Below are 23,453 nucleotides of genomic sequence, written 5' to 3'. Positions count from 1 at the left end.
CCCGTTTGACCAACGTAGAACAACACAAAACAAGTGAAACCTGAACTTAAAAAAGAGTCGGTTCCCCCTGTAGCCCTGTCTAACTGAATTTTAGTCTAATAACCGTTTTCAATACTGATGGTAGGCTCTCCAATCAGCTAGCTTATGAGTGCTCACGCCTAGATTTAATCAGCCGTTGGATCAATTTAGTAGCCCCATAATCAGTCACGATTTTACCTTGGTGATGATGGGAATCGGTGGCAATTTTCACCACGGCACTAGCACCCTCCGGAATCGTGTGCATCAGCGGATTGCTCATGTGACCGTTTAAATCGGTTGTAACGCCACCAGGAATGATGCCAAAAACGTCCACTGGAATGTGCTGTTTACGAAAGCTTTGACCAACCATTTTGATCATCTGGTTCAGCCCTGACTTACTGATGATGTAGCTAAAAGGATGCCAGAACCGGGTATAGTTAACGGGAATTGTCAGGTTCACGATTCGGCCATGATTGCGCCGTAAAATCGGCGTAAAAGCCTTGATCATTTCAAAGTTGCCCAAAACATTCACGGTCAGTGTCTCCTTGAGTTCTTGATTGGTAACATCCAATGGTTCGGCTGACATATGGCCTGAAATACCGGCGTTATTAATCAGTATTTTTAATTCTGGATGCTGCTCAGACACTTTAACTGCAGCCTCTCGAACGGTGGCAAGATCATCCATATCGATCCTTAGCCATTCCACCTTCAGACCCTCGTTTTTCAACTGACGAACCGCCGCTAACCCACGGTCTTCGTTGCGGGCACCTAAAAGAACTGTCCAGCCTTTTTGCCCCATTTGTCGAGCTACTTCAAACCCGATTCCTTTATTAGCACCGGTAATTAATACCGTTTTTGTCATAATTGCCTGTCCTTCCAGTGCGTTAACGGTTAGCTTTTAAAGCTAATCTGACAACAGTGGTCATAAACTGATGGAACAATCCTGGGTGCTTACGCGCGATACTCGAGATAAGTCGATCTGGCAAGCCAAAGTAGTATCTGCGCTTGGGATGCCGATCCGTGGCAGCTCGGTAGAAGACTTTTGCTAAATCCTCAGAAGTTGCTTCTGGTGAATTCAGCATGCTACCCAGCAACCGTTTAGCCTCTGAAGTTAACTTTTGGTACGGTGAATTCGGCTTTAAGTTCTCAAGGGCGTTTTCCATCGCGATATCAGTCCATGCTGACTCGGTACCACCAGGTTCAATGATGATCGATTGCAGTCCAAACTGACGAATCTCAGTATCCAACACGTCAGACCAGACGTTTAGTCCGTGTTTCGTCACGTAATACCAACCGCCTAACGGAGAGTATATGTCGCCACCGATTGATGAATTGTTAATAATCCGGCCATAACCCTGCTCGCGCATTCGGGGCAGTACTAACTTAGTTAATTCTGACAAGCCAACCAGATTGGTGTCTAACTGTTTCTTAACCTTGTCCAGACCAACTTCTTCCAGCGGTCCGAATTCGCCGTACCCGGCGTTATTCAATAACACATTAATTTGTTGGCTATCTGTCAGCGCATCGGCCACGAATTTTTGCCGTGACTCGGCATCGGTGACATCTAAATACATGGGGTGGATGCCATCACCAGTGGGAATTTTTTCCACTCGTCGCGCACTGGCATACACTTCCCAGCCGTGCTGTGCAAATAATACCGTGGCTGCGTATCCCATGCCGCTTGATGCACCAGTGATAAAAATAACTCTTTTTGCCATCTTAACTCGTCTCCTTCTACGTTAATTCACACGTCTAACCGACTGTTTGAAACATTTGGTGTTGCTTTTATCCCTGAGGAAGTCATTAATTCTGTCAGCAGATTACTCAATTCTTTAGCGCTTAAATCATCATCTTCCAGCCATTTCTTGATTAACCCAATTGTTCCTGTACAACAGTAAGTAAATTGGTACTCCATTTTTTTACGATTGAAACCTGGTGTATTCGTTTCACAATCAGCTAACATGTGCTCGTGGGCCTTACTAAATAGGCGAGTCAGTGCCGATTCTTCGCGATTGTCTTGGATCACCACCCGCATGGCATCTCGGTGTTTGTCCACAACGTTTACCAGACTAATCATCCAATCGGCAAAATGATCATGATCCTTAGTTGCCAGGAGTGGTAGGATTTCGTCGAGGATCTCCCCTTCAATCTGATCTAGCAAATCAACGGGACTGTCATAGTGCAGATAAAAAGTGCCGCGATTAACATCGGCTAGATGACAGATTTCGGTGACCGTAATTTTGTCTAGTGGTTTTTTTTCGAGCAATGCCATCAAAGCGTTCTTCAAAGCGTTAACCGTGTATTGCGTTCGCCGGTTATTTACCACACCAACCATCTCGTTAACACCTCGATTCCATTTGTTGATTTCGTAACTTTCAAATATAAATTACTGGTTATCCCGGTAATTTATCTTAATTATAATAACCCATCATCTTTAAATCAACAGCTTGTTCAATTAATATCATAGTGTTTTAAACCATTTCCTGATATTAGGCTTTAACTTTGGGGCAATCACTCACAACCACACCAGTCCAACTAAATTTTGGCAGAGATTGTTAGACTGCTAAGTCAAATCAGGACTCCCATCACTGTAAACGTAATTTGAACGCTTGTATTCTTGAGAGGGCGAGCTTCAAGAGTCAGGTTTTAAATCCAGTAAAAAAGCGCTCACTCATCCAACGTAAGTGATCGCTCCCATGTAATTTAATAATCATTCCACCGGCCAAGTTTCAGGATTCAATCGGTCGTTGTGGTCATTTAGATCTTCTTGATACATTTTAACTTTTCTCGCCAAATAATCGACGCGTTCTTGAGCAGCCGTTAACTGTTTCTGTGCTTCTCGCTGCTGAGCCAAAATAATTTGGTACCGGTCAGGAATTGTATCTTCACCTTCGAGACACATGTTCACGTACTCTCTTAAGTGCGCAATGGTCATGCCCGTTTCACGAAGACACAAATCAGCCCGTAACCAGTTGACAGCATCTTGGTTAAAAACTCGCTGGTTATTAATATTACGCTGAACCGACGGCACCAAGCCTTGATCCGTATAGTAACGGACAGTATACGCTGAAATATTTAATAGTTGTGCCACATCTTTAACGGCCAGTTCTTTTTTGGGTTGATTGATCATGGGCTTTCCTCCGTTCATCTTCGAATTAATATCATAGTCTTTTAATTAAAATCTTACAACTAGTTTCCTACTACTAAGTGTCTTACGTCAAGTCATCGCGTTGAATAAAAAATCCAAATTGTGTATTTACAAATAATGAAAAGATGGTAAGATACTGATTAGAGATTAAAAACGTAGGAAAGACGAGTAAGTTTAGTTGCCCTATCAGTGAGTTGGGAAACGGTGTGAACCCAATCAGTGTGTGACTATTCTGAATAACACTTTCTTAGTTGCGGGCCGAACCTTTTTGAAGTAAGCCTCGCCGTCACCGAAACGTTACCATCGGAGCGTATGTTTGTACGCGTATTGAGGTGGCTTATCTATGGATAGGCAACTTGGGTGGTACCGCGAAATGAAGTCTTTCGTCCCTTGGTTATGGGATAAAAGGCTTCATTTTTTATTCCAAATCTAATATAGAGGAGCTATCACCTTGCATTTAATTATTCCAAAGTCATATGAACCAAAGTTGTCCGTCCGTGAAACTCAAGACGCTATTCGTTACATCCGTGAAACTTTCCAAGAAGAATTTGGCAAAGAACTGAACCTGTCACGGATCTCAACACCAATGTTTGTTGAAAAGAAAACCGGCTTGAACGATAACTTGAACGGTGTTGAAACACCAGTTTCCTTCACAATGAAGGACATGGGCGATGAAACGATTGAAATCGTGCACTCTCTTGCGAAATGGAAGCGAGTTGCTTTAAAGCGCTATGGCTTTAAGCTTCACGAAGGTATTTATACCAACATGAACGCCATTCGTAAAGACGAAGATCTAGATAACTTCCACTCCGCTTACGTGGACCAATGGGACTGGGAAAAGGTCATCACCAAAGAAGAACGCAACGTGGAAACGTTAAAGAGCACCGTGCGTCAGATTTTCAAAGTCATCAAGCATATGGAACACGAAGTTTGGTACAAGTTCCCGCAATCCGTCTATCATTTGCCAGATGAGATTCACTTCGTGACTACCCAAGAGCTGGAGGATCGTTGGCCAGATAAGACGCCAATGGAACGTGAAGATCTGATTGCTAAGGAACTCAAGTGTGTCTTCATCATGAAGATCGGTGGTGCATTGAAGAGTGGCAAGAAGCATGATGGCCGGGCACCTGACTATGACGATTGGGAATTGAACGGCGATATCATCTTCTGGTACGAACCATTGGATCAAAAGATTGAAATTTCTAGCATGGGTATCCGTGTGGATGCGGACTCAATGAGAAAGCAATTAAAGATTGCTGGAGCTGAGGATCGTTTGCAGTTGCCGTATCACAAAATGGTGTTGAATGAAGAGGTACCGTATACGATTGGTGGCGGGATTGGCCAGTCACGCTTGTGCATGTTGTTGCTTGGTAAGGTTCATGTGGGTGAAGTACAGGCAGCGTTGTGGCCACAAGAAATGATTGATAAGTGTGAAGAAGCGGGAATTCATATTTTGTAAAAGAAGGTGCGGAACAAGGCGGTTAAGGACTGGAGCGTAAGGCAACTTTGACAGAATTTGCGGCGGGCTTGGCCGTGAATTGTGTCGAAGTTGACTTACGTGCAAGTCCTTGCCTTGTGGAGCCCGATTAGGCAAGGTGCGGAGAAACGCGGTTAAAGAACGGCGTGTAAGGGAAGCCTGGCAGAATTTGCAGCGGGCTTTGCTGTGAATTATGTCAGGATTGCCTTACACATAGTTCTTTGCGTTTCGGAGCCCGATTAGACAAGGTGCGGAACAAGGCGGTTAAGGACTGAAGCGTAAGGCTACTTCGACAGAATTTGCGGCGACTTTTGCCGTTAGTTATGTCGAAGTTAACTTACGTGCAAGTCCTTGCCTTGTGGAGCCTGATTAAGCTAGGTGCGGAGAAACGCGGTTAAGGACTGGAGTATAAGCTGACTTCGACAGAATTTGCGGCGAACTTGGCCGTGAATTGTGTCGAAGTTTCCTTACACATAGGTCTCTGCGTTTCGGAACCTATTTAGGCTATGTAAATTAGCTGCTCCGCAAGTTCTTGCGTTTCAAAATCCCTAGCCTCTGAAAAATAAACATTCCAAACATCAATAAAAACTTGCATGTGTAAATAATCATCTAAAAGAGGACAAAACTACCAATCAAAGATAGTTTTGCCCTCTTTTCAAATCCAGCCAAACTGCATTTCACAATCCCCTACCCCATACTAAAACTGTAAAATTCCAGCTCAATTTAAAATGTTATAATAGGCTCAACAAAGGGGCGAGTAAAATGTCATCATCAAAAATAACGGTCGCCCTTGCTGCGGTCTTACTTAGTTTATTTTCTGCGGGGACGGCCTTAGCGAAGACGACCAGCAGTCCACACCGAACCACAATTGATACCGATACGTATGGCAATCGTGACGGGGGTTTCGCAACCAATTGGTATCGATTAAAATCAGCAACGAACGTCACAGTTACCTACCAATCGACTCGTAATTCAAAGGCTGTTAATAAGCAGTTACGTTTACCCAAGGGAACCATCATCGGTGCCCAACGTTACCATAAGGGTCTAGCACCCCAAAAAGATGCCTTCACCACGGGCTACATGACACCTAATATCAGTTATCATTTAAAATCAAAGCTGGTCAATTCTAAAGTCTATGGTTTTGGCGCAGTGTCCTTTAAACTGTCGGCAAATAAAGTGAAGCAAATCGTTCGGCCAGCTTATGGTCTGCCATATGGGAGCGGGACACTATACGCGGGTGGCTTACCAGCAATTAAAACGTTGAATCGCAACGTGAATGCCATTAAGTTAACGTCCGATGGCTACATTGAAACTTATCGTAATGACCCCAAGGAGTACGGTTCGTTCTGGGGTACGCTGGAGAGTCACTATCAATCGCGGCCAGATAGTGCGGAACCAATTACGTTATCTGAAAGAAAGGGCGATCAGGTTCACTTGTACTACGCCCACCATCTGGCTGGTGTGAATGATCAAAAAGTTCACCAAACTGGCAACATGAAGTACCGGCTGACCATCACAAATCAGCACACACCATACCAGTACAATGATCCTGCCTACATGGGCAATAAAGCGGTCGCCAGCATTTATAGCGTTGGCGGCAGCAATTACTTCACCATAATTGGCGCTGGCAAGTAGAAACTATAAACGGATCAAGTGATGATTTATCTGTTGCCTTAATAAGTTCCGTCGATAAATACCCCTAAATGGCTAAACAAAAAGACAAAGATTACGTTTAAATACGAATCCCCTTGATTAACAACAGTCAACTGCCATTTCGTTCCAAAATTGCCTGGGTGACCAAGCCAGTATTCGTCACACCAGCAGTGCTTAATTTAAACATCATTTCCTTGGCTGACAAATTAGCTTATAAACAGTTCGCACCTAGGCCGTGAAGCATCAACCACGATGTACCCTGTATCGCCGTGTCAGTTGGACATCTTGTTTACCCCCGTCAACAAGCCAAAATTTCAAACAAGATAACCGACCTCTAGACATAAAACAGCCACCTCAAACGAGGTGGCTGTTTGAATACCTAACTGACGATAGTCTGCGCCCTTGGCCCATCTGGACCAGCCTGATAGGCAGCGGCAAATTGCTTTGCAAAATCTGCTAATTTTACGTTACCGGCTGGAGTTTGCTCTACAGCTAAGTCTGCATACAGTTTTTCGGGTTGGCGTTCGAAAATCGTACTTTGAACAAAGGGTTCAACAATCCCCCTTGGTATGCCCGCAGTCAACATGCTTTGCGCATATTGCTCATCCGTAATCTCGACATACTTGAGATCAGGCATCTCTAATGCCTTTGCCAGAGCTTCAACAAGCATTTTACCGGTAAACGCATCACTGTAAACGTAATGAACGGTCTTTCCAGTTGGCACGTGACTCAATAAACTGTATACCGTTTCTGCAATATCTACGGGAGCGACAGCCCGACGAACAGTATCTTCTGGTAAATTAGAATATATTGCGTGCTTGGCTCGAATACTGGCCATATGGCTATAGTAGTTTTTGTAAAAACCAACCGGACGCACAAATGCGACATCCACATCTGGTAAAGAACTCAAGGCATCTTCGACTAGGTGGTAAGTATACAAAGAACCTGCTTGTTGGTCTTGAGCCCCAATACTGCTTAAATCCACAACCCGCTTGACGCCAGCGCGCTGGACAGCCGTTTTGAAGACGTCTGCTTGATGTGCCATAGTACCAAATAAATCCGTTCCAGGATTACCGGATACCATCAAATACACTACATCTTGCCCAGTGAAGTGTTTGGTTAAAAACGCGGCATCAGTCATTTGACCAACAACAGCCCTAGCACCAGTCGCTTCAATGACTGCCACCCGTTGTGGATTAGACGTCACAACCGTCAAGTCGTGTCCTTCAGCAATCAGTTTTGGAATCACGATTCGATTGATATTGCCAACAGAACCAAGTAATGTCATTTTCATTTTATCTTCTCCTCTTAAAAGATAGCTCTATCTTTTATTACTACACCATAAAAGATAGGGCTATCTTTGTCAACCTTGAACTTTAATTTCTTTTCTTTTAAACTAAACTCATGAGAAAAAAAGACGAGTCTAAAAAAATCAAAATTGAATCAGCAGTCGCTGACATTATTTTAGAAGAAGGGGCTGACGCCGTCTCAACTGTCAAGGTCGCTAAAAGAGTTGGAATCTCACAGTCCAACGTTTACCTTTACTTTAAAAACCGCGATGCAATGTTACTGAGTGTTTATTCCCGAGAAATTGAGAAAATCAAAGATACTGGTAACTTTAACCAATTAAATAATCACGACATTTCGCTAACTGAAAGAATCCGCGGCTATATTAAGGGCGTCTATGAGTTTTCCTTAGCACACCCCCAGAGTCTGTCATTGATTCAACAAATCAAATATCTTTTGGGCAAAGCCGATGAGACGCCTTTTCCTGACACAGATCAACCTACCGATTCGACCGTGACTGCTTTACTGACAGAAGGTGTTAAAGCTGGTGTGTTAAAACCATTGCCCATTAACGTTCATATGTCCCTTGTGTTTTCTGTCATCCACACTCATACACTAAATATCAACAAGGGAAGATACACTGAAAATCAATACTCATTTGACGACTTTTACGCCTTCATTTGGGGCGCAATGGCCAAATAAAAAGTCGCACCAACACGGTAAACGTGTGGTGCGGCTTGCTTTTAAAGTTCCAATATTAACGAACTGTCCAGCCACCATCGGCGGTAATAATATCGCCGTTAATAAACTTCGATTCATCACTGGCGAGAAAGACTGCTAAGGCAGCAATGTCTTCTGGCTGACCCAGCGGTGAGCCTTCAGCACCAGCAGCGGCAATGGCTTGGTAGCCCATCTTATCAGGATCCGTAATGGTGGTCCCAATATTGGTTGCAACTGAACCCGGCGCGATAGCGTTCGCCCGAACTTTACCAAAAGTGCCAAAGGTGGCAGCAATGTTCTTGGTCAGTCCAACTAAGCCGTGCTTTGACACGGTGTAAGCAACGCCACCACGAGCGCCAAATAACCCGCCAATGGAAGCGTTGTTGATGATAACACCACCATTTTCTTGGTCATTTATGACTTTCACTGCCTCACGGGCCGCCTTAAACGGGCCAGTCAGATTAACGGCTAGAACTCGTTCCCAGAGGTCATCAGTGGCGGTTTCCACCGTCTTAAAGTTATCCATAATGCCCGCATTATTGACCAGCACGTCTAATTGGCCAAATTCCTGTACTGTCTGTTTGACCATGTTTACAATGTCAGCTTCTTGCGACATATCAGCCTTAACAGTGGCAGCAGTTCCACCGGCACCCGTGATCTGTGTCTGCGTCTCCTTCACCGTCTCCAAATTAAAATCAGCCAGCATGACCTTAGCACCTTCATGCGCAAAGGCTTCGGCGATGGCACGGCCCATTCCTGAACCGGCACCAGTCACGATTGCAACCTTACCCGTTAATCGATCAGCCATTTTAATTACCTCCATTACTTGATTTGTATGCGCTTTCATTTTAGCATGGATTTAATTTGAACTGGTGAATCTTACTCCTCGGTAACAACGATACGTATACAGTTCTCGATTTTGTATAAATAACTCAAGGAGTCCTATCATGAACGAACAAGATCTTCGAATCCGGAAAACGAAACAGGCCCTGCAGCAGGCTCTGATCGATAAGCTTGAAGTGCAACCATTCTCCAAAACTTCTGTCAAAGCGCTATGTGAACAGGCCAATGTGGCCCGGGTCACCTTTTACAAACACTACCGGGATAGAGATGATTTGCTTTATGACGTATTAACCGCACAGACGCTGCCCGTTGAACAGGTCCCTATCAAGACGTTATTAAGCACGCCGTTTTCAGTATTCCCAAAGATTGTGCGTGCCCCGTTGATTAAACTGTTAAAGGCTCAGTCTTCTGATTCAGGCTTTCAGTCCGTCTCCCGCGAGTATTTTTACAACTACTACATGGAGGTCTTTAAGCACACAACTTTTAAATCTAATTTACCCCGCGAATTGGTCGCCTACACTCTGGTCAACAATGCTTTTAGCTTTTTTGAATGGCAAAGCACCTACCAAGTCCAGACCACGACCGACGAAATGAACCGCTTATTTGGACTGTTGGTCAATTTGAAAAACGTTTATTAAAGCTGTCGTTAAAAACTTGATACTGTATTTTCGTTAAATACAGTCCACCTTGACTTATTCATTATACCCAAGTGAATATCTTGGTTATCCTTTCGCCCAAAAAAACTTGGCTGTCAAAATTTAAACTGACAACCAAGCTTTGTGATGTCACACTCGAAAACAAGAACTTTTGGTGACCAATTAGTCAAGCTCACCGTTTTCCTTCCAATCGTACTGAACGTTATTTTCATCAATTTTCGGATCGTAATCAACGTTCAAATCGTAACCTTTAAAGAACCAAAGGTCGCCTTCTTCAATATAGTAGGTCACGCCGTTTTTCTCAAACTTGACGCCAAAACTATGTGGTTGTAGTTCACGCGCTAAGCCAACTGAAAAGCCTTCGTGAACCTTTGTCTTGCCATACAGTTTGCCGTAAAATCGAATTGCAGCTGGCTGATCAGGGCCAACGTTCATTTCGTCTTCAAACCATTTGCTTGCGGCATCGGTAACTTGTAATTTCATGCTTGATATCCTCCTTGGATAACCAGTTAAATTCAAAAGTAAGCGTAGCCATTGCTTACGCGTCGATATCATTATACAATAATTTGCCTATGGAAGGAAAATAAATACTTGTGTATTATATAATTTGCGTACAATCTATTTTTTGAATTAGCTATTAATTTACCACCTGACCTTTAACGCATCAAAAACTTTGCATTTCCCTGAAAATCTGCCGACTCCCCTATAAAATAATTCCGAAGTAAGTTCGAAAATTCCCTCTCATGAAAGCAGGTCAAAATATGGCGCGACTAGATTCACGAACCGTTAAAACTAACCAAAAAATTGTCGCTGCAATGATTCAACTCTGTCAGGATCAATTTCCCTTTGCCAACCTAACAACTTCTAAAATTGCTGGCACAGCCGGAATCTCAAGACAAACGTTTTACCGCCACTATTTAGGCCCGAAAGATGTTATCAAATCATTGATTGACACCCATTTACAGGAATTTCTGACACAATTCAGTGCGCAACATCTTTCCGCCAGATCCTTAACGACCCGTTTAATGGCCGTTTGGCAAAAGCGACCGACCGTTCTCTACTTAGTGGAGTGGGCCGGCATGCAGATTGAATTCATCCAAGCGATGGCCGGTTTTAATTTGCACATTGCACAACAAAATCAAGTCGCCTTAATTGACCTCGAAACCGTCTGCAAGGTCTATGCTGCCGCCACTTATATGATTCTCCGCGACTACGTGTTAACCCATAAGCTCACGAAACAACGGGCTGTCGACTTGCTTTTGCAACTCACCGATAATATGAAGCAGATCTATTAGTTATGTGACACCTTGGCTGAATCCGCCCACATCACCATAGTAGATTGGTCTAAACTGTATTTAATCTTATGAGAGGTGGCATTTACCTATGAAAATCATTACAACTGAAGAACATCTCAGCATGGCCTATGCAAATAAGGCAATCACGGATTATTTAAAGACCCAGCCGGCTGACCCAAAGGAGCTGCGGAAGTTTGGACAGTCATTTGCTGAGGGCTTAGTTGCTTATACGCCCGATCAAAAAGCAATGCAGGATATCAATGAGGGCCGCATTAAATATATGGATGATAATGGCATTGACATGCAGATTTTGTCTTATGGTGACTCCAGTACCAATCCTGATATGCTGCCTACCTCGCAATCTATCCCTTTAACTCAGAAAATCAACGATGATATTGCGAGTGCTGTCAATCAACATCCGGATCGGTTTGCTGGCTTTGCCACCTTGCCAGTTTCTGCTCCTGAGGCTGCAGCACAAGAATTAAAACGCGCCGTTTCGGAACTCGGCCTTAAGGGTGCCTTGATCTTAGGAACTGCACAAAATAATGAATTTTTAGACGCACCAAAATTCATGCCGATTTTTGAAATGGCTGCACAGTTAAACGTGCCACTCTACATGCACCCGTCAATGCCTTCCAAAACGATTCGCGATAACTACTATAGCGGCATGCAACCGATTGGATTCAACGCCATCATGTCAACGCCAGGCTGGGGGTGGCACATGGAAGCCGGTCTGCATATCGCGCGGTTGATTTTATCCGGTCTGTTTGATAAGTTGCCAAACCTAAAGATGATTTCTGGGCACTGGGGAGAATTCGTTCCCTTCTTCCTGGAACGGCTGGATGAAGCCACCACGCCCGTGATTGGCAATCCATTAAAGCACGCGTTTTCTTACTACTATAAAAAGAATTTCTACGTTACGCCTAGTAGAATGTACACTTGGCCACAAATGCAATTAGTCCTTAACGAAGTCGGTGCTGATCACGTCATCTGGGCACAAGATTATCCCTACGTGACGGGAAATGCTCAAGATTTTCTCGAAGGCACTCCCATCAGTTCAGCTGATAAAGAAAAGATTGCACATGGAAACATCGAAGAATTGTTAAATTTGAACTAGTCATAATTCGACTAAAATTTGCCAAATTATAAAACACAAAAAGCCCTAATCCACAAACTGCGGATTAGGGCTTTCGTTATCTATTCAAGAAGGTTAGTGAATTACTTCTTCAGTGGTGTCCATGACCACTTCGTGAATTCTTCAATATCGCGACCTTCGTCACGGGTAACCTTAAAGTGCTTAGCTAAGATGTCATCCATCTTCTTGTCGAATGCCTTACCGGCAACGGCGTCGATTACACCTTTGTCAACAAGCGTGTTAACGGCATCCTTGGCTTGGTTAAACCGGTCCAGCTTAGAGTAAACACGCATGTCATAAGCAGTGGTGATGTCACCATCTTCACGGTAACCGTGAACGTGTAAGCCTAAGTGTTGGCGTTCGTAGAAGATCGATTCAATCAAATCTTCGTAACCGTGGAAGCCAAAGACAATTGGGGTGCCAGATTGACCAAAGAGTGAACTGAACTTGTCATCACTCAAAGCCCGTTCTGCGTTCAGTGGGCCATTCTTCTTTTGAAGGCGGCCAAGCTCAACAACGTTGACGTAACGCATCTTAACATCTGGAAAGGCATCGTTGATCAGGTCAACTGCAGCCAAACTTTCGTTGGTTGGTTCAACACCGGCTGAAGCGAAGACGATATCAGCATCTTCACCTTCAGCAACAGTTGATGCCCAGTCGATTGCTTTGATTCCTTCAGTAGCCAGTTCTTCAGCTTCATCGATTGAGAACCATTGTTGACGAGGTTGCTTCGAAGCTACGATGTGGTTAACTTTTTGACGGTCCTTGAAAGCCCGGTCAAAGACGGCTAACAGCGTGTTCCCGTCGGCTGGTAAGTACTGACGGATAAAGTCAGACTTCTTTTCAGCCAAGTGGGTCAGCATTCCTGGATCTTGGTGGGTGTATCCGTTGTGGTCTTGTTGGAACACAGTGGAAGTTGAGATCAGGTTCAATGATGGGTAATCATTACGCCACGGTTGATCAGCAGCTTGACGGATCCACTTGAAGTGTTGGGTGGTCATTGAATCAACGACCCGCAGGAATGATTCGTAGGAAGCAAAGATCCCTTGACGACCAGTTAGCGTGTAGCCTTCAAGCCAACCTTCAGCTTGGTGTTCAGACAATTGAGCATCTAAGATCCGACCTTCTGGGGCTTCATATTGGTCGTTTGGTTCAATAACTTTGCTCATCCATTGACGGTTAGTCATGTTGAACATGTCCCAAAGACGGTTCGACATGGTTTCATCAGGGCCGAAGACCCGGAATGAAGTTGGGTTTTGCTTAGCGACACCAGCAAAGAAGGTTGATAAAACGTTCATATCCATGTTGCGGTTACCATCTGGTAATTGGGTTCCGCGGTTAGTTTCATCGATCTTGTTGGCAAAGCTCTTCCAGTCAGGCAGGTCCAGCATGGCAGCTTTTTCACCGCGACGACGACCGCCGTTAGCGATTGGGTTAGCAGCCATCCGCTTGTCACCCTTAGGAGCAAAGTCAGCAACTTCAGCCTTCAATGAACCGTCCTTGTTGAATAATTCAGTTGGGCGGTATGAATTCATCCAAGCTTCGAATTCTGGTAATTCATCCAGCTTGTTTTGTGCCAAGCCAAGCGGAACTTGGTGAGCACGGAATGAGTTTTCAATTGGTTCGCCGGCTGGGTTCTTCTTAGGACCGCCCCAACCCTTTGGTAAACGAGCGATAACAACAGGCCAAGCTGGAATTGTGCCATCTTCGTACTTGCCGTTTTCGCGGGCGTCCTTTTGGATTTGTTGGATATCAGCGATTGCTTGATCAAATAACTTAGCTGCTTTTTCGTGGTAAGTCATGAAATCATGGATATCATCGTTTTCAAGGAAACGAGGTGACCAGCCTAAGCCTTCGAAGAACTTCGTGATCTTATCATCGCTCATCCGACTGAAAAGCGTTGGGTTAGAGATCTTAAAGCCGTTTAAGTCAAGAATTGGTAAAACGGCACCGTCGTTCTTAGGGTTTAAGAACTTGATCGAGTTCCAAGCCGTCATCGCTGGACCAGTTTCCATTTCACCATCACCAACAACGGTGAAGGCAATCTGGTCTGGGTTATCTAAAACCGCACCAGTCGCGTGTGACAGTGAGTAACCCAGTTCGCCACCTTCATGAAGTGAACCTGGAGTTTGAGCGGTCATGTGGGAACCAATTCCGCCTGGGAACGAGAACCGCTTGTACAGACGGGACATCCCTTCAAGATCCTGAGTGATTTCAGGGTAGGCGTCAGTGTAGGTACCATCCAAGTATGAGTTAGTGACCATAACTTGGCCACCATGACCGGGACCACCAATGTAGAACATGTTCAAACCGTACTTGTTGATCAAACGGTTGGCGTGGGCGTACAGGAACGTTTGTCCTGAGATCGTACCCCAGTGGCCGATTGGCTTAACTTTAACGTCATCTTTTTGGATCGGTGTGTTCGTCACTGAGAACAGTGGGTTGCTCTTCAGGAAGATCATACCACCTGAAAGATAAGTAGTGGCACGCCACCAAGCGTCAACTTTTTCCAAGTATGACTTGGAATCGTAATCTACTGCCATGAAATTATACACTCCTTCATCTAAATGCCTGTTTCTAACAATTTGCTTGAAACTGTTAAGGTCCATTTGCAAGTATTAATATTACCAATATTTTTAGGAAAGTCAACTATTTTATATATTGATACGGTCCAATTATAAAAATGTAATGTACCGGTAATATTTAACCAGAGCTGAGCCCTAAACTACCAGGGCTTTCTGGGTGCTCTCAGAATACTATGTAAGTTGGAAAATAGATAGTAAATTGACCCCATTTAATGACCTATTTTCCATTTTCCCGCAGCGATTCACTGCTTTTCCTTTGAAACCAGGCGATTCAGTTTACGAACAGTTGCCTTCGCAATCTGCATCGAAACCAGCCACGTGATAAAGTAAATAATGAGGAACTCAATGGAATAGGAAATCAGGTAATACTTGACTGGAAACCAGCCCGCAGTCACCGCCAAAGGTGTGAACAGGACATAGGTGATTAGAAAGTGAATGACGGTCTGATGGGTGATGCTCCAACGATCGATTGCAAAAATGATCGAACTGGTGGCTGAAAAGACAATTCCCATCAACGCCCACAGTCCGACCGAGACCAGTGTCGCCGTTAAATTATTTTGATACTGCGCTACAAACGTTGGTGTTGATGGTAAAAAGACTGGGCTTTGATTTAAAACTGAGGAAATCAGTGCTAGGAGAAAGCCAATCAGAATCCCAATCAGACCACCAATCAAGCTGACTTGAATCACTCGCCAAGAAAATTTCATTTTAAAAACGCCTCCCTAATGTATTTGACGAAACGACGAGACGAAAAGGTGGTGTCGCCGTTCGTCAGATTGATCTGGTAACTGCCGCTCTTAGTCAGTTGAAACGATTTGATCACGGTTTTATTCACGATCTCAGCGTTGGAAACTGGAATTAAGTCCGTCCCAGCTAATCGCTCCCGTAACTCGTACATCCGCTCGTGAATCTTATAAGCCCCGTCCCCGGTTTCACAAACCACGTGCTTACCTTGAGTGTAGAAGCGAGTAATTTGGTAAAACGGAATGACAGTTTGTTTACCGTCCGCGTAGCCGATGATGGTTAGCTGATTAACGACCCGGTCGATCGCCACAGAAAGTGCTACAAGCTCGCGACTTTCTTTCTGCGCGTTGATGCTGATAAATGGTTTGGCAAATTTCTCTGCTAGGTTAAAAATCACATTCATTAACTATTTCCCCCTTTCAAATGCAGTTTAGCTGATTGCACCTGTCTGTACTAGTTAATTAGCATAAGTGGTTGTTTCTGGATGATAGGTGGTGGCTAACGGTAATTCATTACAATCAACCCTTCGCCCATAACACCTGTATCTGAAACTATACAGTCATTAATATACCCTTTAGAGTGATGACACACCAATCAAAATAAGACTGAGCACTAAATCTTAATCGATCTAATGCTCAGTCTTATTAAGCTTGCTTTTCAACTCAATCATCATGCTCCACAACCAAAACTTTTCCAGTTTGCGCATTCAGTTTCACACTGGTTTCTCGTCCGCGGGTATCAAACTGGACGTCCCAATAAGTCTGGCCGGCTTCTTTCTCTAACGACGCTTCGACAGCCGGTGTATCCTTCACTGAATCCTCAGCAATTTTAACCGCCTGCGTTAACGTCAAGATTCGGTGCAAATTTAAGGCTTTCTGGCGCTCAACTCCGTCTCTTTCATCCGAATTCAACCGTTCGCTAACCTTAGACAATTGCTTCCCAGATTGAGCGTTAAGTTTTAAATTGTGTTCTTCAGCGTCATCCGCACCTTCCACCTCATACTGATATGTCCCGAGTTGCTTCTCAATTGAAATCCCAGTAATTGCGCTAGCTGGAAAGGCCTGCTGATACTGTTTAATGGCAGTATTGACCGATACCTTAAACTGCGATAATTCAGAGGTATTTACCACCGAAGATTGGGAACTTTTGTTTTGACTGACCCGACTACTCATTATTGAACTGGACTGACTATTGGCTTTGTTTTCACTATTAGCCGAACACCCCACTAACAACAGCGACATGGTGGTGACCCACAATAATTTTGCTCTCATCGATGAACACCCTTTCAATTCTAGCCACAAGTTGGAAGTTATTTACTGGTGAAAGTATCTCTAATCGCCCCAATTTTACTGGAAAATACCGTTTCGCACAATGAATTTACAATCTAAATTATGAACTATCAAAGTCACTATATCGGTCATCTATCACTATCAAAATCAGTGAGTGCTTATGCTGGAGTAACCTTCATGAATACTATAAAATGAGCGCAAATATAGGAGTCGAACTCAAGTCCTTTACGGCGTAGAAAGAAAATCATGGACGGTTAGTAATAACCCACCCTTTGAAGGAGGAACCCATCATGTTTAACTGGGAACAAATGGAACCAAGCGAGTATCAACGTTCTGCCACTCCAAGCTTTGTCGAACTCACCACTCGTAGCTACATCACAGCCACCGGCACGGCCCAGGATCACACCGCCGACCAGGCTTTCTTGAGATTGGCTGCTGGTGTCGTCGCTGTCGCCCAGGCAATTTCAGATAGCGCCAAACTGGGTATCAACGTCTCAGGGTTCAAAACCTATCGTCCATACCCGGTTCAAGCGGTTTGGACGTCAACGGGTGATGGTGAAACGGAGCAGTTCAAAATTTGGCTAAAACAACCGCTATTTATCCATGCGGATACGTTCGAAGCGGCTAAGGCTCAAACTTCATTAGATGACGAAATTGCTGCTCAGATTCAGTTTGAACAACTAGCGGAGGGGACGGAGATTCAAGCAACCGGCACGGGTAAAACCGGGATGATGTCTGAAACCTTGCAGGGGTTACGATTAAGGGTCGATAAGGATGGTTATCAACTCGTTGATCCTGAAAAATACCGGGAAGTTTATCTGGATGGTCTGCCGATTTCAGAGCAGTCTGACATCCTGTTCCGTTTGGAAATCGACCCGAATGTGGGTCAGCCGCCAATCAGCGTCGTGAACTAATAGAAAATGATTCAAAATAAGCACAAGTATGGGGCTCAAATGGTAGCCTCACGCTTGTGCTTTTTTATTGAATTTACAGCTTTAAAGAACCTTCTCGCTCACTGTCAGGTTACAACACTAGACCAACCACTGCTGAATTAATAGTTCAACCTGCTTTGTGTCATAAATATCAGAATCAGCACCACTAAAACTGAGGACGATACTCTGAAGTGCTGGTGCCAGAAACAGTTTAGCTCCCGTTACTGGATCAAACTGAACCAACTCGCTCCTTTTTTGACGGTCGGCGATAAAGTTGGCCAGTTTTTCGGTCAACCCACTATATTCATCATCCGTGATTTCCTTTAGAGCTGGGTAAAGTTCATCCTGAAAATAAATATCAGCCTGCCACAGGTACAAGCTAGCAACAAACATTTCAGTGAAGTCACGATTAATGATTTTAAAGGCTGTCTCAACCGGCGTTTCTTTCAAGCCGTCAATCTTATTCCCCAACGCCTTGAACTTCGGCGTGACATCGTGTTCCATCAAGGTTTGAATCAGGTTGACCTTGCCATCAGGAAAATAGTGGTAGAAAGTTGTGCGCGTCTTGTTCGCATTAGTCGTGATATCACTCACCGTGGTCGACGCGTAACCCTTAGTTTTAAACAGTTCTCGTGCACTGTCAATCAGCGCCTCATGAGTTGCATCGTAATATGCTTGTCGTTTGCTGGCCATAAAATTCATCACCTTCTTGAAGTCTACTGCTCTTAATATAGCACGTTTTGAGTGCATTTTCTTTTTCGTTGACACTGTGTTGACAAAAGATTGTGAACGCTTTAATATGTATTTGTTTCAAAGTAGTCACCTTATTTTAATCAAATACAAAGGACCTGATAAGATGCTGTTAGTCACGTGTGCATACGGTCAAGTAGGTCATCAAATTGTGCCCTACTTAGTTGATAAGGGCGTTGATGTCCGGGCGATGGACATTAATCCCAAGGTAAAAGAATATGAACAAATTGGCGTCAAAGAAGTGCTTGTCGGCAATGGGGTTGATGAAGATTTCATGGACAAAGCCATGCAAGACATTGATGCGGTACTTTATTTGCCACCCCTATTCACTTACCAAGAAGCCAAAATGGGTAAGATGGCCATTGAAGCGGCCATTAAAGCTGGCGTTAAACAGTTCATTGACGTTTCAGTTCTGTTTCCAAACCTAGATAATAACCTTCAGCACCGGATGAAAGCGGAGGTAGAAAAGCACCTTCTCTATCGGGGCTGGGAAAGTCATATGAAGTGGACGGTTCTCCAACCAGCCGGCTACCATCACAATTTGTACGTTAAGCCGTTTTATGACAGTGGCGAATTACCTTCCTATTCACCTTTGGATCAAGTGATCTCAATGGTCGACGCTCGTGATGAAGCTGACGTAGCCTTAAAAGTCCTGGCTGACCCTGATGGCTATGACAAGGGTGTCTTCGCACTGGCTAACGAAAAATTCTCATTGCGTCAGGTCGCCCAGTTAATGAGTGAGGTCACGGGTAAGACGATCAAACCGGTTTTCGTCCCTAAAGACAAACTACGAGATTACTGGCCAAACTACTTCTTAGGCAGCGATAGTTACGCCGAAGAGGCCTTTTGGCACGTTTACGATAGCAATATGCGCTGGGACTGGGATGGCAACTCTAAAGAACTAAATTGGTTGCTGGATAAGAAACCACGCTCACTGCGCAGTTATTTGGAAGAAGAAGCGCAAAAAGCGGGCATCACAGTTCATTCACACTAATCAGCTAAGAAAGGGTTGACTATCATGGCTCAAAAAATTGTCACTTTGATCACTGGTGGTGAAAAGGGACTGGGTTTGAAGACTGCTCAAGCATTAAGTAAACAAGGTCAGGTAATTGTTATTGGGGCGTTAGATACACAAAAGGCAAAGGCAGCCGTTGAAGCGATGACTAAAGCGGGCAACGAAGCTAGCTACGTCGCCTTAGATGTGACTAACCACGCCCAAGTCCAAGCTGCCGAACAATACCTTGAAGACAAATATGGCTATCTGACCATCTTGATCAATAACGCAGGCATCGTCACGGATGCGATGAAGCCTTCGCAAGAGATTCCCCTCGCAGCACTTCATCAAGAATTCGATGTAAACTTCTTTGGTTCAGTCGACGTTACTCAGACAATGGTGCCACTCTTAAAGAAGGCCGAGCACGCGCAAATCATTAACCTTTCAAGTAACATGGGTTCGCTGGGACTCGCTACGGATCCCAACTTCCCCTTCTACAACATGACCTCCTTGGGTTATGCCGCTTCCAAAGCTGCAATTAACTTTGAAACGGTCAGCTTTAGTAAGGATCTGAAAGAATTTGGCATTGCCGTCAATTCCGTCAATCCCGGCTTCACAGACACTGAATTTGGCGGTCGAAACACCAATGATCCTAAACCGGCAGGCATGCAGACACCGGATGAAGGTGCAGCCCAGATCATTAAAATGGCTAGCCAGAATCCTCATCCAGCAAACGCGACGTTTACTGAAAATGCCGGAGAATTGCCTTGGTAATCGTCTTCATTCACTAGAAAACATAGCTAAGAATTTTAAAATTGGTTACAAACTCCCAAATGGGTGTCTGTAACCAATTTTTATGGCTCATTATCATGCTCAGCCAACCTGACTACGAAAAAGTGTGAAGAAAACTGCAAAATATTGTACGATGATAGGTAATAAAGTTGTGGGGGAAAATGATGATGACAAAATACCGTTGGCAGGCCTGTGCCCTAGTTTTAGTAACGTTCATGTTAGGCTGTAATGAATCAATCGTCATCGGCGTGATCACTGACATTGCGGGGTCCTTGAACGTCACCGTAGCCACTGCTGGTTACTTGGTGACGATCTTTGCCGTGGTATTTGCGGTCAGTACCCCGCTCATCACGATTTTTGCCAACCGGTTTAGTCGCTATAAAACGTTTATGACCCTGTTACTCATTTTCTTGGTTGGTAACACTTTGAGTGGCTTCGCGACGACCTATGGTTGGTTTCTGGCTTCCCGAATCATCACCGCAGCCGTGGCCGGTTCAATCGAGTCTCTGGCGGTACTTTTTGCTAACGACATTGCCCCCCAAAATCAACGCGCCATGCTGATCTCTTGGATCGCAGCCGGCTTCAGCATTGCCTCCGTTATTGGGGTGCCAATTGGGACAGCCATCAGCACAGCCACCAACTGGCACGTGACCTTCCACGTGATCTCATTGCTCAGTCTCTTCACCTGTATCGTCATGGCATTCCTGCTGCCCCGCCACTTGAATCAAGTTTCTGGCAGCATCAAAGACCAACTGGTTTTACTCTCTGACAAACGAATTTATCTCGGTGCACTACTCGCGTTGCTTTCCGCTGCCGCAGTGTTTGCCTACTACACTTATATTCGACCACTACTAACCACCGGCCTAGGCTTCAGCACTACCGCTCTGAACTGGTTACTTTTCCTGCTAGGGATCATGAGCATCTTGGGTAATAACGTGTCAGGCGTGGTGGCTAACCATGGCGGGTTAAAAACCATGCCTCAGTATTACGTAGCTGATATTGTGCTCTTTTTGTTGCTCCCGGTAGCCATGCATTACCGTTGGGCCGGGTTAGCCATCCTGGTGATCTTGCCGCTGATTATTTCTGTAGTGAACTCGCCGATTCAGATTCATTTCTTAGACGTTGCCGCCGCTGATTATCCTCAGGCGACCTTGCTGGCGTCGTCCTTAAATGCCATCTTCTTCAACATTGGCATTTCGGTTGGTTCGGCCACCGCTTCGCTCGTCTTGACCTATGGCGGATTGAACCGCTTAGGCTTTGGCGGGGCAGGTTTTGACATCCTTGCCTTAATCATTGCAGTATTGTTGAATCACGTGATAGCCCAACACACAGTGGCTAAGACGCCTGCTAAATAAGTTAGTCAAACGGTGGTGTGGGGGATTAAAGCTCACCTAGATCATCACCCGATATTTTTAATTCTGACCACCCTTTCCAAACAAATGTCGACTTGAAAAGCGGTACTCTTGAAAAGCTTTCTTCAAAAATTCAGGTGTCATTTGGTACTGAAATTCAGCTAGATCTTCCAAACTGATCTTGGAGTCGTTATTCAGCCATTCCTTGAATAACCCCATCATGCCGTAAGAGTGATACCTCACCGCTAACATCTGCTGCTTTGATAAGCCCGACTGCTGCAACACCTGCTTAACGGATTCAGAGGCAATGCTAACGTTGAAGTGTTGCACATAACTGTCGATTGAATTCTGGCCAGATTCACTGTAAGCCTGCTGATAAAATTGCCGTTTTTGAGCAGTTGTTTTTAGTGAGGCAGCAATGCGCTCAGCCGAATATTCAGGCTGCCGATCAGCAAAAACCGCCGCAAAATCACGCAGAAATATCCAGGCCACCAGCTCGTATTTGTCATGAAAATAATAGTAAAAGGTCGGTGGGGTTGCCCCACATCGCCGGCAAAGTTCCACCACCCGAACCTTGTCCATCGGCATAGTGGCTAACATTTTCTCTAGTTCAGAGGCAAACATTAACCGTGTTCTATCCTTCATCATACTAACGCCAGCTCTCCATAATTTTCTTACATATCATCCATTTCATAAGGAAAATTAATACTACCTAAATTATATCTATTTCTATCCATATCGCAATCATTATAATGAATGTCACACAGTAAAAATGCAGTTTAAAGGAGTATCTTTTATGAATATTATGGTTACTGGTGCGGCTGGCGAATATGGTCATGCCGCCTTAAATTACCTCACGCAAATGGCACCAAACGATCAGCTCTTTGGGTTGATCCACAATGATAAAAAGAAGTCGCTGTTCGATGACTCTGACATTCAAATCAGAGTGGCTGACTATAGTGATTACGATGCCATGGTCAAGGCTTTGACGGGTATTGATCGACTGCTGTTTGTCTCCGTTTCAATTCCCAAGGTTCAAAAAACAGTCGTGGCTGCGGCCAAGGCTGCCGGTGTTAAATTTATTGCTTATACCAGCATTGCTGACCCGCAATACGAAAAGTTCGGTTTGCAGATCAATCACAGTCAAACCGAAAGATGGATCAAAGAGTCTGGCATTCCCCACACCTTTTTGAGAAACAACTGGTACCTGGAAATCATTAGCGACTATTTAAAAGCGTCAGCTACTCATCATTACTTCCCATTCTTCGCAGATCAAGGCGTGGCAGCTTGGGCTTTGAAACGGGAATATGCCGAGGCTGGTGCCCGTGTGATCACGCGCAGTGATAATCCTGAAATCATCACCCTGGCTGGTAATCCCGTTAGTTTTCGGGAAATGGGTGAGGCCGTTCAAGAGGCAGTAGGACAAAACGTTCAAATCGATCACGTATCGGCAGACAAGTTTGCTGACGAGGCAGCCAAGATTGACCTATCGCAGGGTGCAGCAATGTTAGCGGCTAGCTATCAAGATTACGTTATTAAACAACAAAACGGCGAGGCTGATTTGACCGCCACTGAATTTGAAAAAGTTTTGGGCCATCCGCTGGTCTCGTTACCTGAAGCTATTAAAACTTTACTTTAGGAAATCGTAGATTAGACTATGTGGTATAAAATCGGCAATAGGTATCAACATAGTAGGTACATTTGTAAGACTCAGCTTTCTATCTCTTAGCAAAATAAAAATCACCATAGCAATCGGCTACGGTGATTTTTTATTGTTTAGTGC

At 44.5% G+C, this 23,453-nt stretch carries 24 protein-coding genes and 1 other annotated feature; of the genes, 11 read left to right on the top strand and 13 right to left on the bottom strand.

Features of this window, described 5'->3' with window-relative positions; all coding sequences use genetic code 11:
• Nucleotides 1–142: 142 nt before the first annotated feature.
• The 4 genes from GM612_RS06360 to GM612_RS06345 all read right to left on the bottom strand — a co-directional run bounded on the left by GM612_RS06360 (nt 143) and on the right by GM612_RS06345 (nt 3,148).
• Nucleotides 143–880: an SDR family NAD(P)-dependent oxidoreductase gene (locus tag GM612_RS06360; RefSeq protein WP_155431549.1), complete on the bottom strand. Its 738-nt coding sequence runs from the start codon at nt 878–880 to the stop codon at nt 143–145.
• Nucleotides 881–902: 22 nt separating this feature from the next.
• Nucleotides 903–1,736: an SDR family NAD(P)-dependent oxidoreductase gene (locus GM612_RS06355; RefSeq protein WP_155431548.1), complete on the bottom strand. Its 834-nt coding sequence runs from the start codon at nt 1,734–1,736 to the stop codon at nt 903–905.
• Nucleotides 1,737–1,762: 26 nt separating this feature from the next.
• Nucleotides 1,763–2,353 (bottom strand): TetR/AcrR family transcriptional regulator, encoded by a 591-nt coding sequence (locus GM612_RS06350; protein ID WP_155431547.1) that lies wholly within the window; start codon nt 2,351–2,353, stop codon nt 1,763–1,765.
• A 375-nt stretch (nt 2,354–2,728) separates the two neighbouring features.
• Nucleotides 2,729–3,148, bottom strand: a complete 420-nt coding sequence (locus tag GM612_RS06345; RefSeq protein WP_173021237.1) for a MerR family transcriptional regulator — start codon at nt 3,146–3,148, stop codon at nt 2,729–2,731.
• A gap of 165 nt (nt 3,149–3,313) precedes the next feature.
• Nucleotides 3,314–3,560, top strand: a binding site (T-box leader).
• 57 nt (nt 3,561–3,617) lie between these two features.
• On the opposite strand from GM612_RS06345, the gene asnA reads away from it, so the two are divergent.
• Entirely contained in the window at nt 3,618–4,625 is a 1,008-nt protein-coding gene (gene asnA / locus GM612_RS06340; RefSeq protein ID WP_155431545.1) for an aspartate--ammonia ligase, read from the top strand.
• Between the two features lie 780 nt (nt 4,626–5,405).
• A complete protein-coding gene (locus GM612_RS06335; protein WP_155431544.1) occupies nt 5,406–6,278 on the top strand; it encodes a hypothetical protein in 873 nt (290 codons plus the stop codon).
• A gap of 397 nt (nt 6,279–6,675) precedes the next feature.
• Here the strand turns inward: GM612_RS06335 and GM612_RS06330 are convergent, their stop codons facing one another.
• Complete coding sequence (locus tag GM612_RS06330; RefSeq protein WP_155431543.1) at nt 6,676–7,590, bottom strand: SDR family oxidoreductase; 915 nt, start codon at nt 7,588–7,590, stop codon at nt 6,676–6,678.
• Between the two features lie 110 nt (nt 7,591–7,700).
• On the opposite strand from GM612_RS06330, the gene GM612_RS06325 reads away from it, so the two are divergent.
• Complete coding sequence (locus tag GM612_RS06325) at nt 7,701–8,285, top strand: TetR/AcrR family transcriptional regulator (protein ID WP_155431542.1); 585 nt, start codon at nt 7,701–7,703, stop codon at nt 8,283–8,285.
• Between the two features lie 55 nt (nt 8,286–8,340).
• Here the strand turns inward: GM612_RS06325 and GM612_RS06320 are convergent, their stop codons facing one another.
• Nucleotides 8,341–9,111, bottom strand: a complete 771-nt coding sequence (locus GM612_RS06320; protein ID WP_155431541.1) for a glucose 1-dehydrogenase — start codon at nt 9,109–9,111, stop codon at nt 8,341–8,343.
• A 139-nt stretch (nt 9,112–9,250) separates the two neighbouring features.
• On the opposite strand from GM612_RS06320, the gene GM612_RS06315 reads away from it, so the two are divergent.
• Nucleotides 9,251–9,784 (top strand): TetR/AcrR family transcriptional regulator, encoded by a 534-nt coding sequence (locus GM612_RS06315; RefSeq protein WP_155431540.1) that lies wholly within the window; start codon nt 9,251–9,253, stop codon nt 9,782–9,784.
• Between the two features lie 180 nt (nt 9,785–9,964).
• Here the strand turns inward: GM612_RS06315 and GM612_RS06310 are convergent, their stop codons facing one another.
• Complete coding sequence (locus GM612_RS06310; protein WP_155431539.1) at nt 9,965–10,285, bottom strand: HesB/YadR/YfhF family protein; 321 nt, start codon at nt 10,283–10,285, stop codon at nt 9,965–9,967.
• Nucleotides 10,286–10,563: 278 nt separating this feature from the next.
• Here GM612_RS06310 and GM612_RS06305 point away from each other — a divergent pair, with 278 nt between their 5' ends.
• A complete protein-coding gene (locus GM612_RS06305) occupies nt 10,564–11,097 on the top strand; it encodes a TetR/AcrR family transcriptional regulator (RefSeq protein ID WP_155431538.1) in 534 nt (177 codons plus the stop codon).
• 88 nt (nt 11,098–11,185) lie between these two features.
• Entirely contained in the window at nt 11,186–12,214 is a 1,029-nt protein-coding gene (locus GM612_RS06300; protein WP_155431537.1) for an amidohydrolase family protein, read from the top strand.
• Nucleotides 12,215–12,315: 101 nt separating this feature from the next.
• Here GM612_RS06300 and GM612_RS06295 read toward each other — a convergent pair whose 3' ends face one another.
• The 4 genes from GM612_RS06295 to GM612_RS06280 form a co-directional block, all read right to left on the bottom strand.
• Nucleotides 12,316–14,775 carry a phosphoketolase family protein gene (locus tag GM612_RS06295; RefSeq protein WP_155431536.1) on the bottom strand — a complete coding sequence of 820 codons (2,460 nt, stop codon included), beginning with the start codon at nt 14,773–14,775 and terminating at the stop codon, nt 12,316–12,318.
• 284 nt (nt 14,776–15,059) lie between these two features.
• Complete coding sequence (locus GM612_RS06290; RefSeq protein WP_155431535.1) at nt 15,060–15,524, bottom strand: DUF3021 domain-containing protein; 465 nt, start codon at nt 15,522–15,524, stop codon at nt 15,060–15,062.
• Complete coding sequence (locus tag GM612_RS06285; protein ID WP_155431534.1) at nt 15,521–15,964, bottom strand: LytTR family DNA-binding domain-containing protein; 444 nt, start codon at nt 15,962–15,964, stop codon at nt 15,521–15,523. Before GM612_RS06285 ends, GM612_RS06290 begins: the two co-directional genes overlap by 4 nt.
• 259 nt (nt 15,965–16,223) lie before the next feature.
• A complete protein-coding gene (locus tag GM612_RS06280) occupies nt 16,224–16,832 on the bottom strand; it encodes a PepSY domain-containing protein (protein ID WP_155431533.1) in 609 nt (202 codons plus the stop codon).
• A 308-nt stretch (nt 16,833–17,140) separates the two neighbouring features.
• Here GM612_RS06280 and GM612_RS06275 point away from each other — a divergent pair, with 308 nt between their 5' ends.
• Nucleotides 17,141–17,764, top strand: coding sequence for a hypothetical protein (locus GM612_RS06275; RefSeq protein ID WP_155431532.1), 624 nt, complete (start codon nt 17,141–17,143; stop codon nt 17,762–17,764).
• A 117-nt stretch (nt 17,765–17,881) separates the two neighbouring features.
• On the opposite strand, the gene GM612_RS06270 is transcribed toward GM612_RS06275, so the two are convergent.
• On the bottom strand, nt 17,882–18,475 hold the full coding sequence (locus GM612_RS06270; RefSeq protein WP_173021236.1) for a TetR/AcrR family transcriptional regulator: 594 nt from the start codon (nt 18,473–18,475) through the stop codon (nt 17,882–17,884).
• A 163-nt stretch (nt 18,476–18,638) separates the two neighbouring features.
• Here GM612_RS06270 and GM612_RS06265 point away from each other — a divergent pair, with 163 nt between their 5' ends.
• The 3 genes from GM612_RS06265 to GM612_RS06255 all read left to right on the top strand — a co-directional run bounded on the left by GM612_RS06265 (nt 18,639) and on the right by GM612_RS06255 (nt 21,673).
• Nucleotides 18,639–19,526: an SDR family oxidoreductase gene (locus tag GM612_RS06265; RefSeq protein ID WP_173021235.1), complete on the top strand. Its 888-nt coding sequence runs from the start codon at nt 18,639–18,641 to the stop codon at nt 19,524–19,526.
• A gap of 21 nt (nt 19,527–19,547) precedes the next feature.
• Nucleotides 19,548–20,300 (top strand): SDR family NAD(P)-dependent oxidoreductase, encoded by a 753-nt coding sequence (locus GM612_RS06260; RefSeq protein WP_343031833.1) that lies wholly within the window; start codon nt 19,548–19,550, stop codon nt 20,298–20,300.
• A 185-nt stretch (nt 20,301–20,485) separates the two neighbouring features.
• Entirely contained in the window at nt 20,486–21,673 is a 1,188-nt protein-coding gene (locus GM612_RS06255) for an MFS transporter (RefSeq protein ID WP_155431528.1), read from the top strand.
• 57 nt (nt 21,674–21,730) lie between these two features.
• Here GM612_RS06255 and GM612_RS06250 read toward each other — a convergent pair whose 3' ends face one another.
• Nucleotides 21,731–22,315 (bottom strand): TetR/AcrR family transcriptional regulator C-terminal domain-containing protein, encoded by a 585-nt coding sequence (locus GM612_RS06250; RefSeq protein ID WP_246147616.1) that lies wholly within the window; start codon nt 22,313–22,315, stop codon nt 21,731–21,733.
• A 151-nt stretch (nt 22,316–22,466) separates the two neighbouring features.
• On the opposite strand from GM612_RS06250, the gene GM612_RS06245 reads away from it, so the two are divergent.
• Complete coding sequence (locus GM612_RS06245) at nt 22,467–23,309, top strand: NmrA family NAD(P)-binding protein (RefSeq protein WP_155431526.1); 843 nt, start codon at nt 22,467–22,469, stop codon at nt 23,307–23,309.
• The last annotated feature ends 144 nt before the right edge of the window (nt 23,310–23,453 follow it).

The organism is Secundilactobacillus folii (assembly GCF_009720675.1).
Classification (GTDB): Bacteria; Bacillota; Bacilli; order Lactobacillales; family Lactobacillaceae; genus Secundilactobacillus; species Secundilactobacillus folii.
The sequence above is the reverse complement of the archived record's forward strand: the minus strand, read 5'-3'. Positions and strand labels throughout refer to the sequence as shown.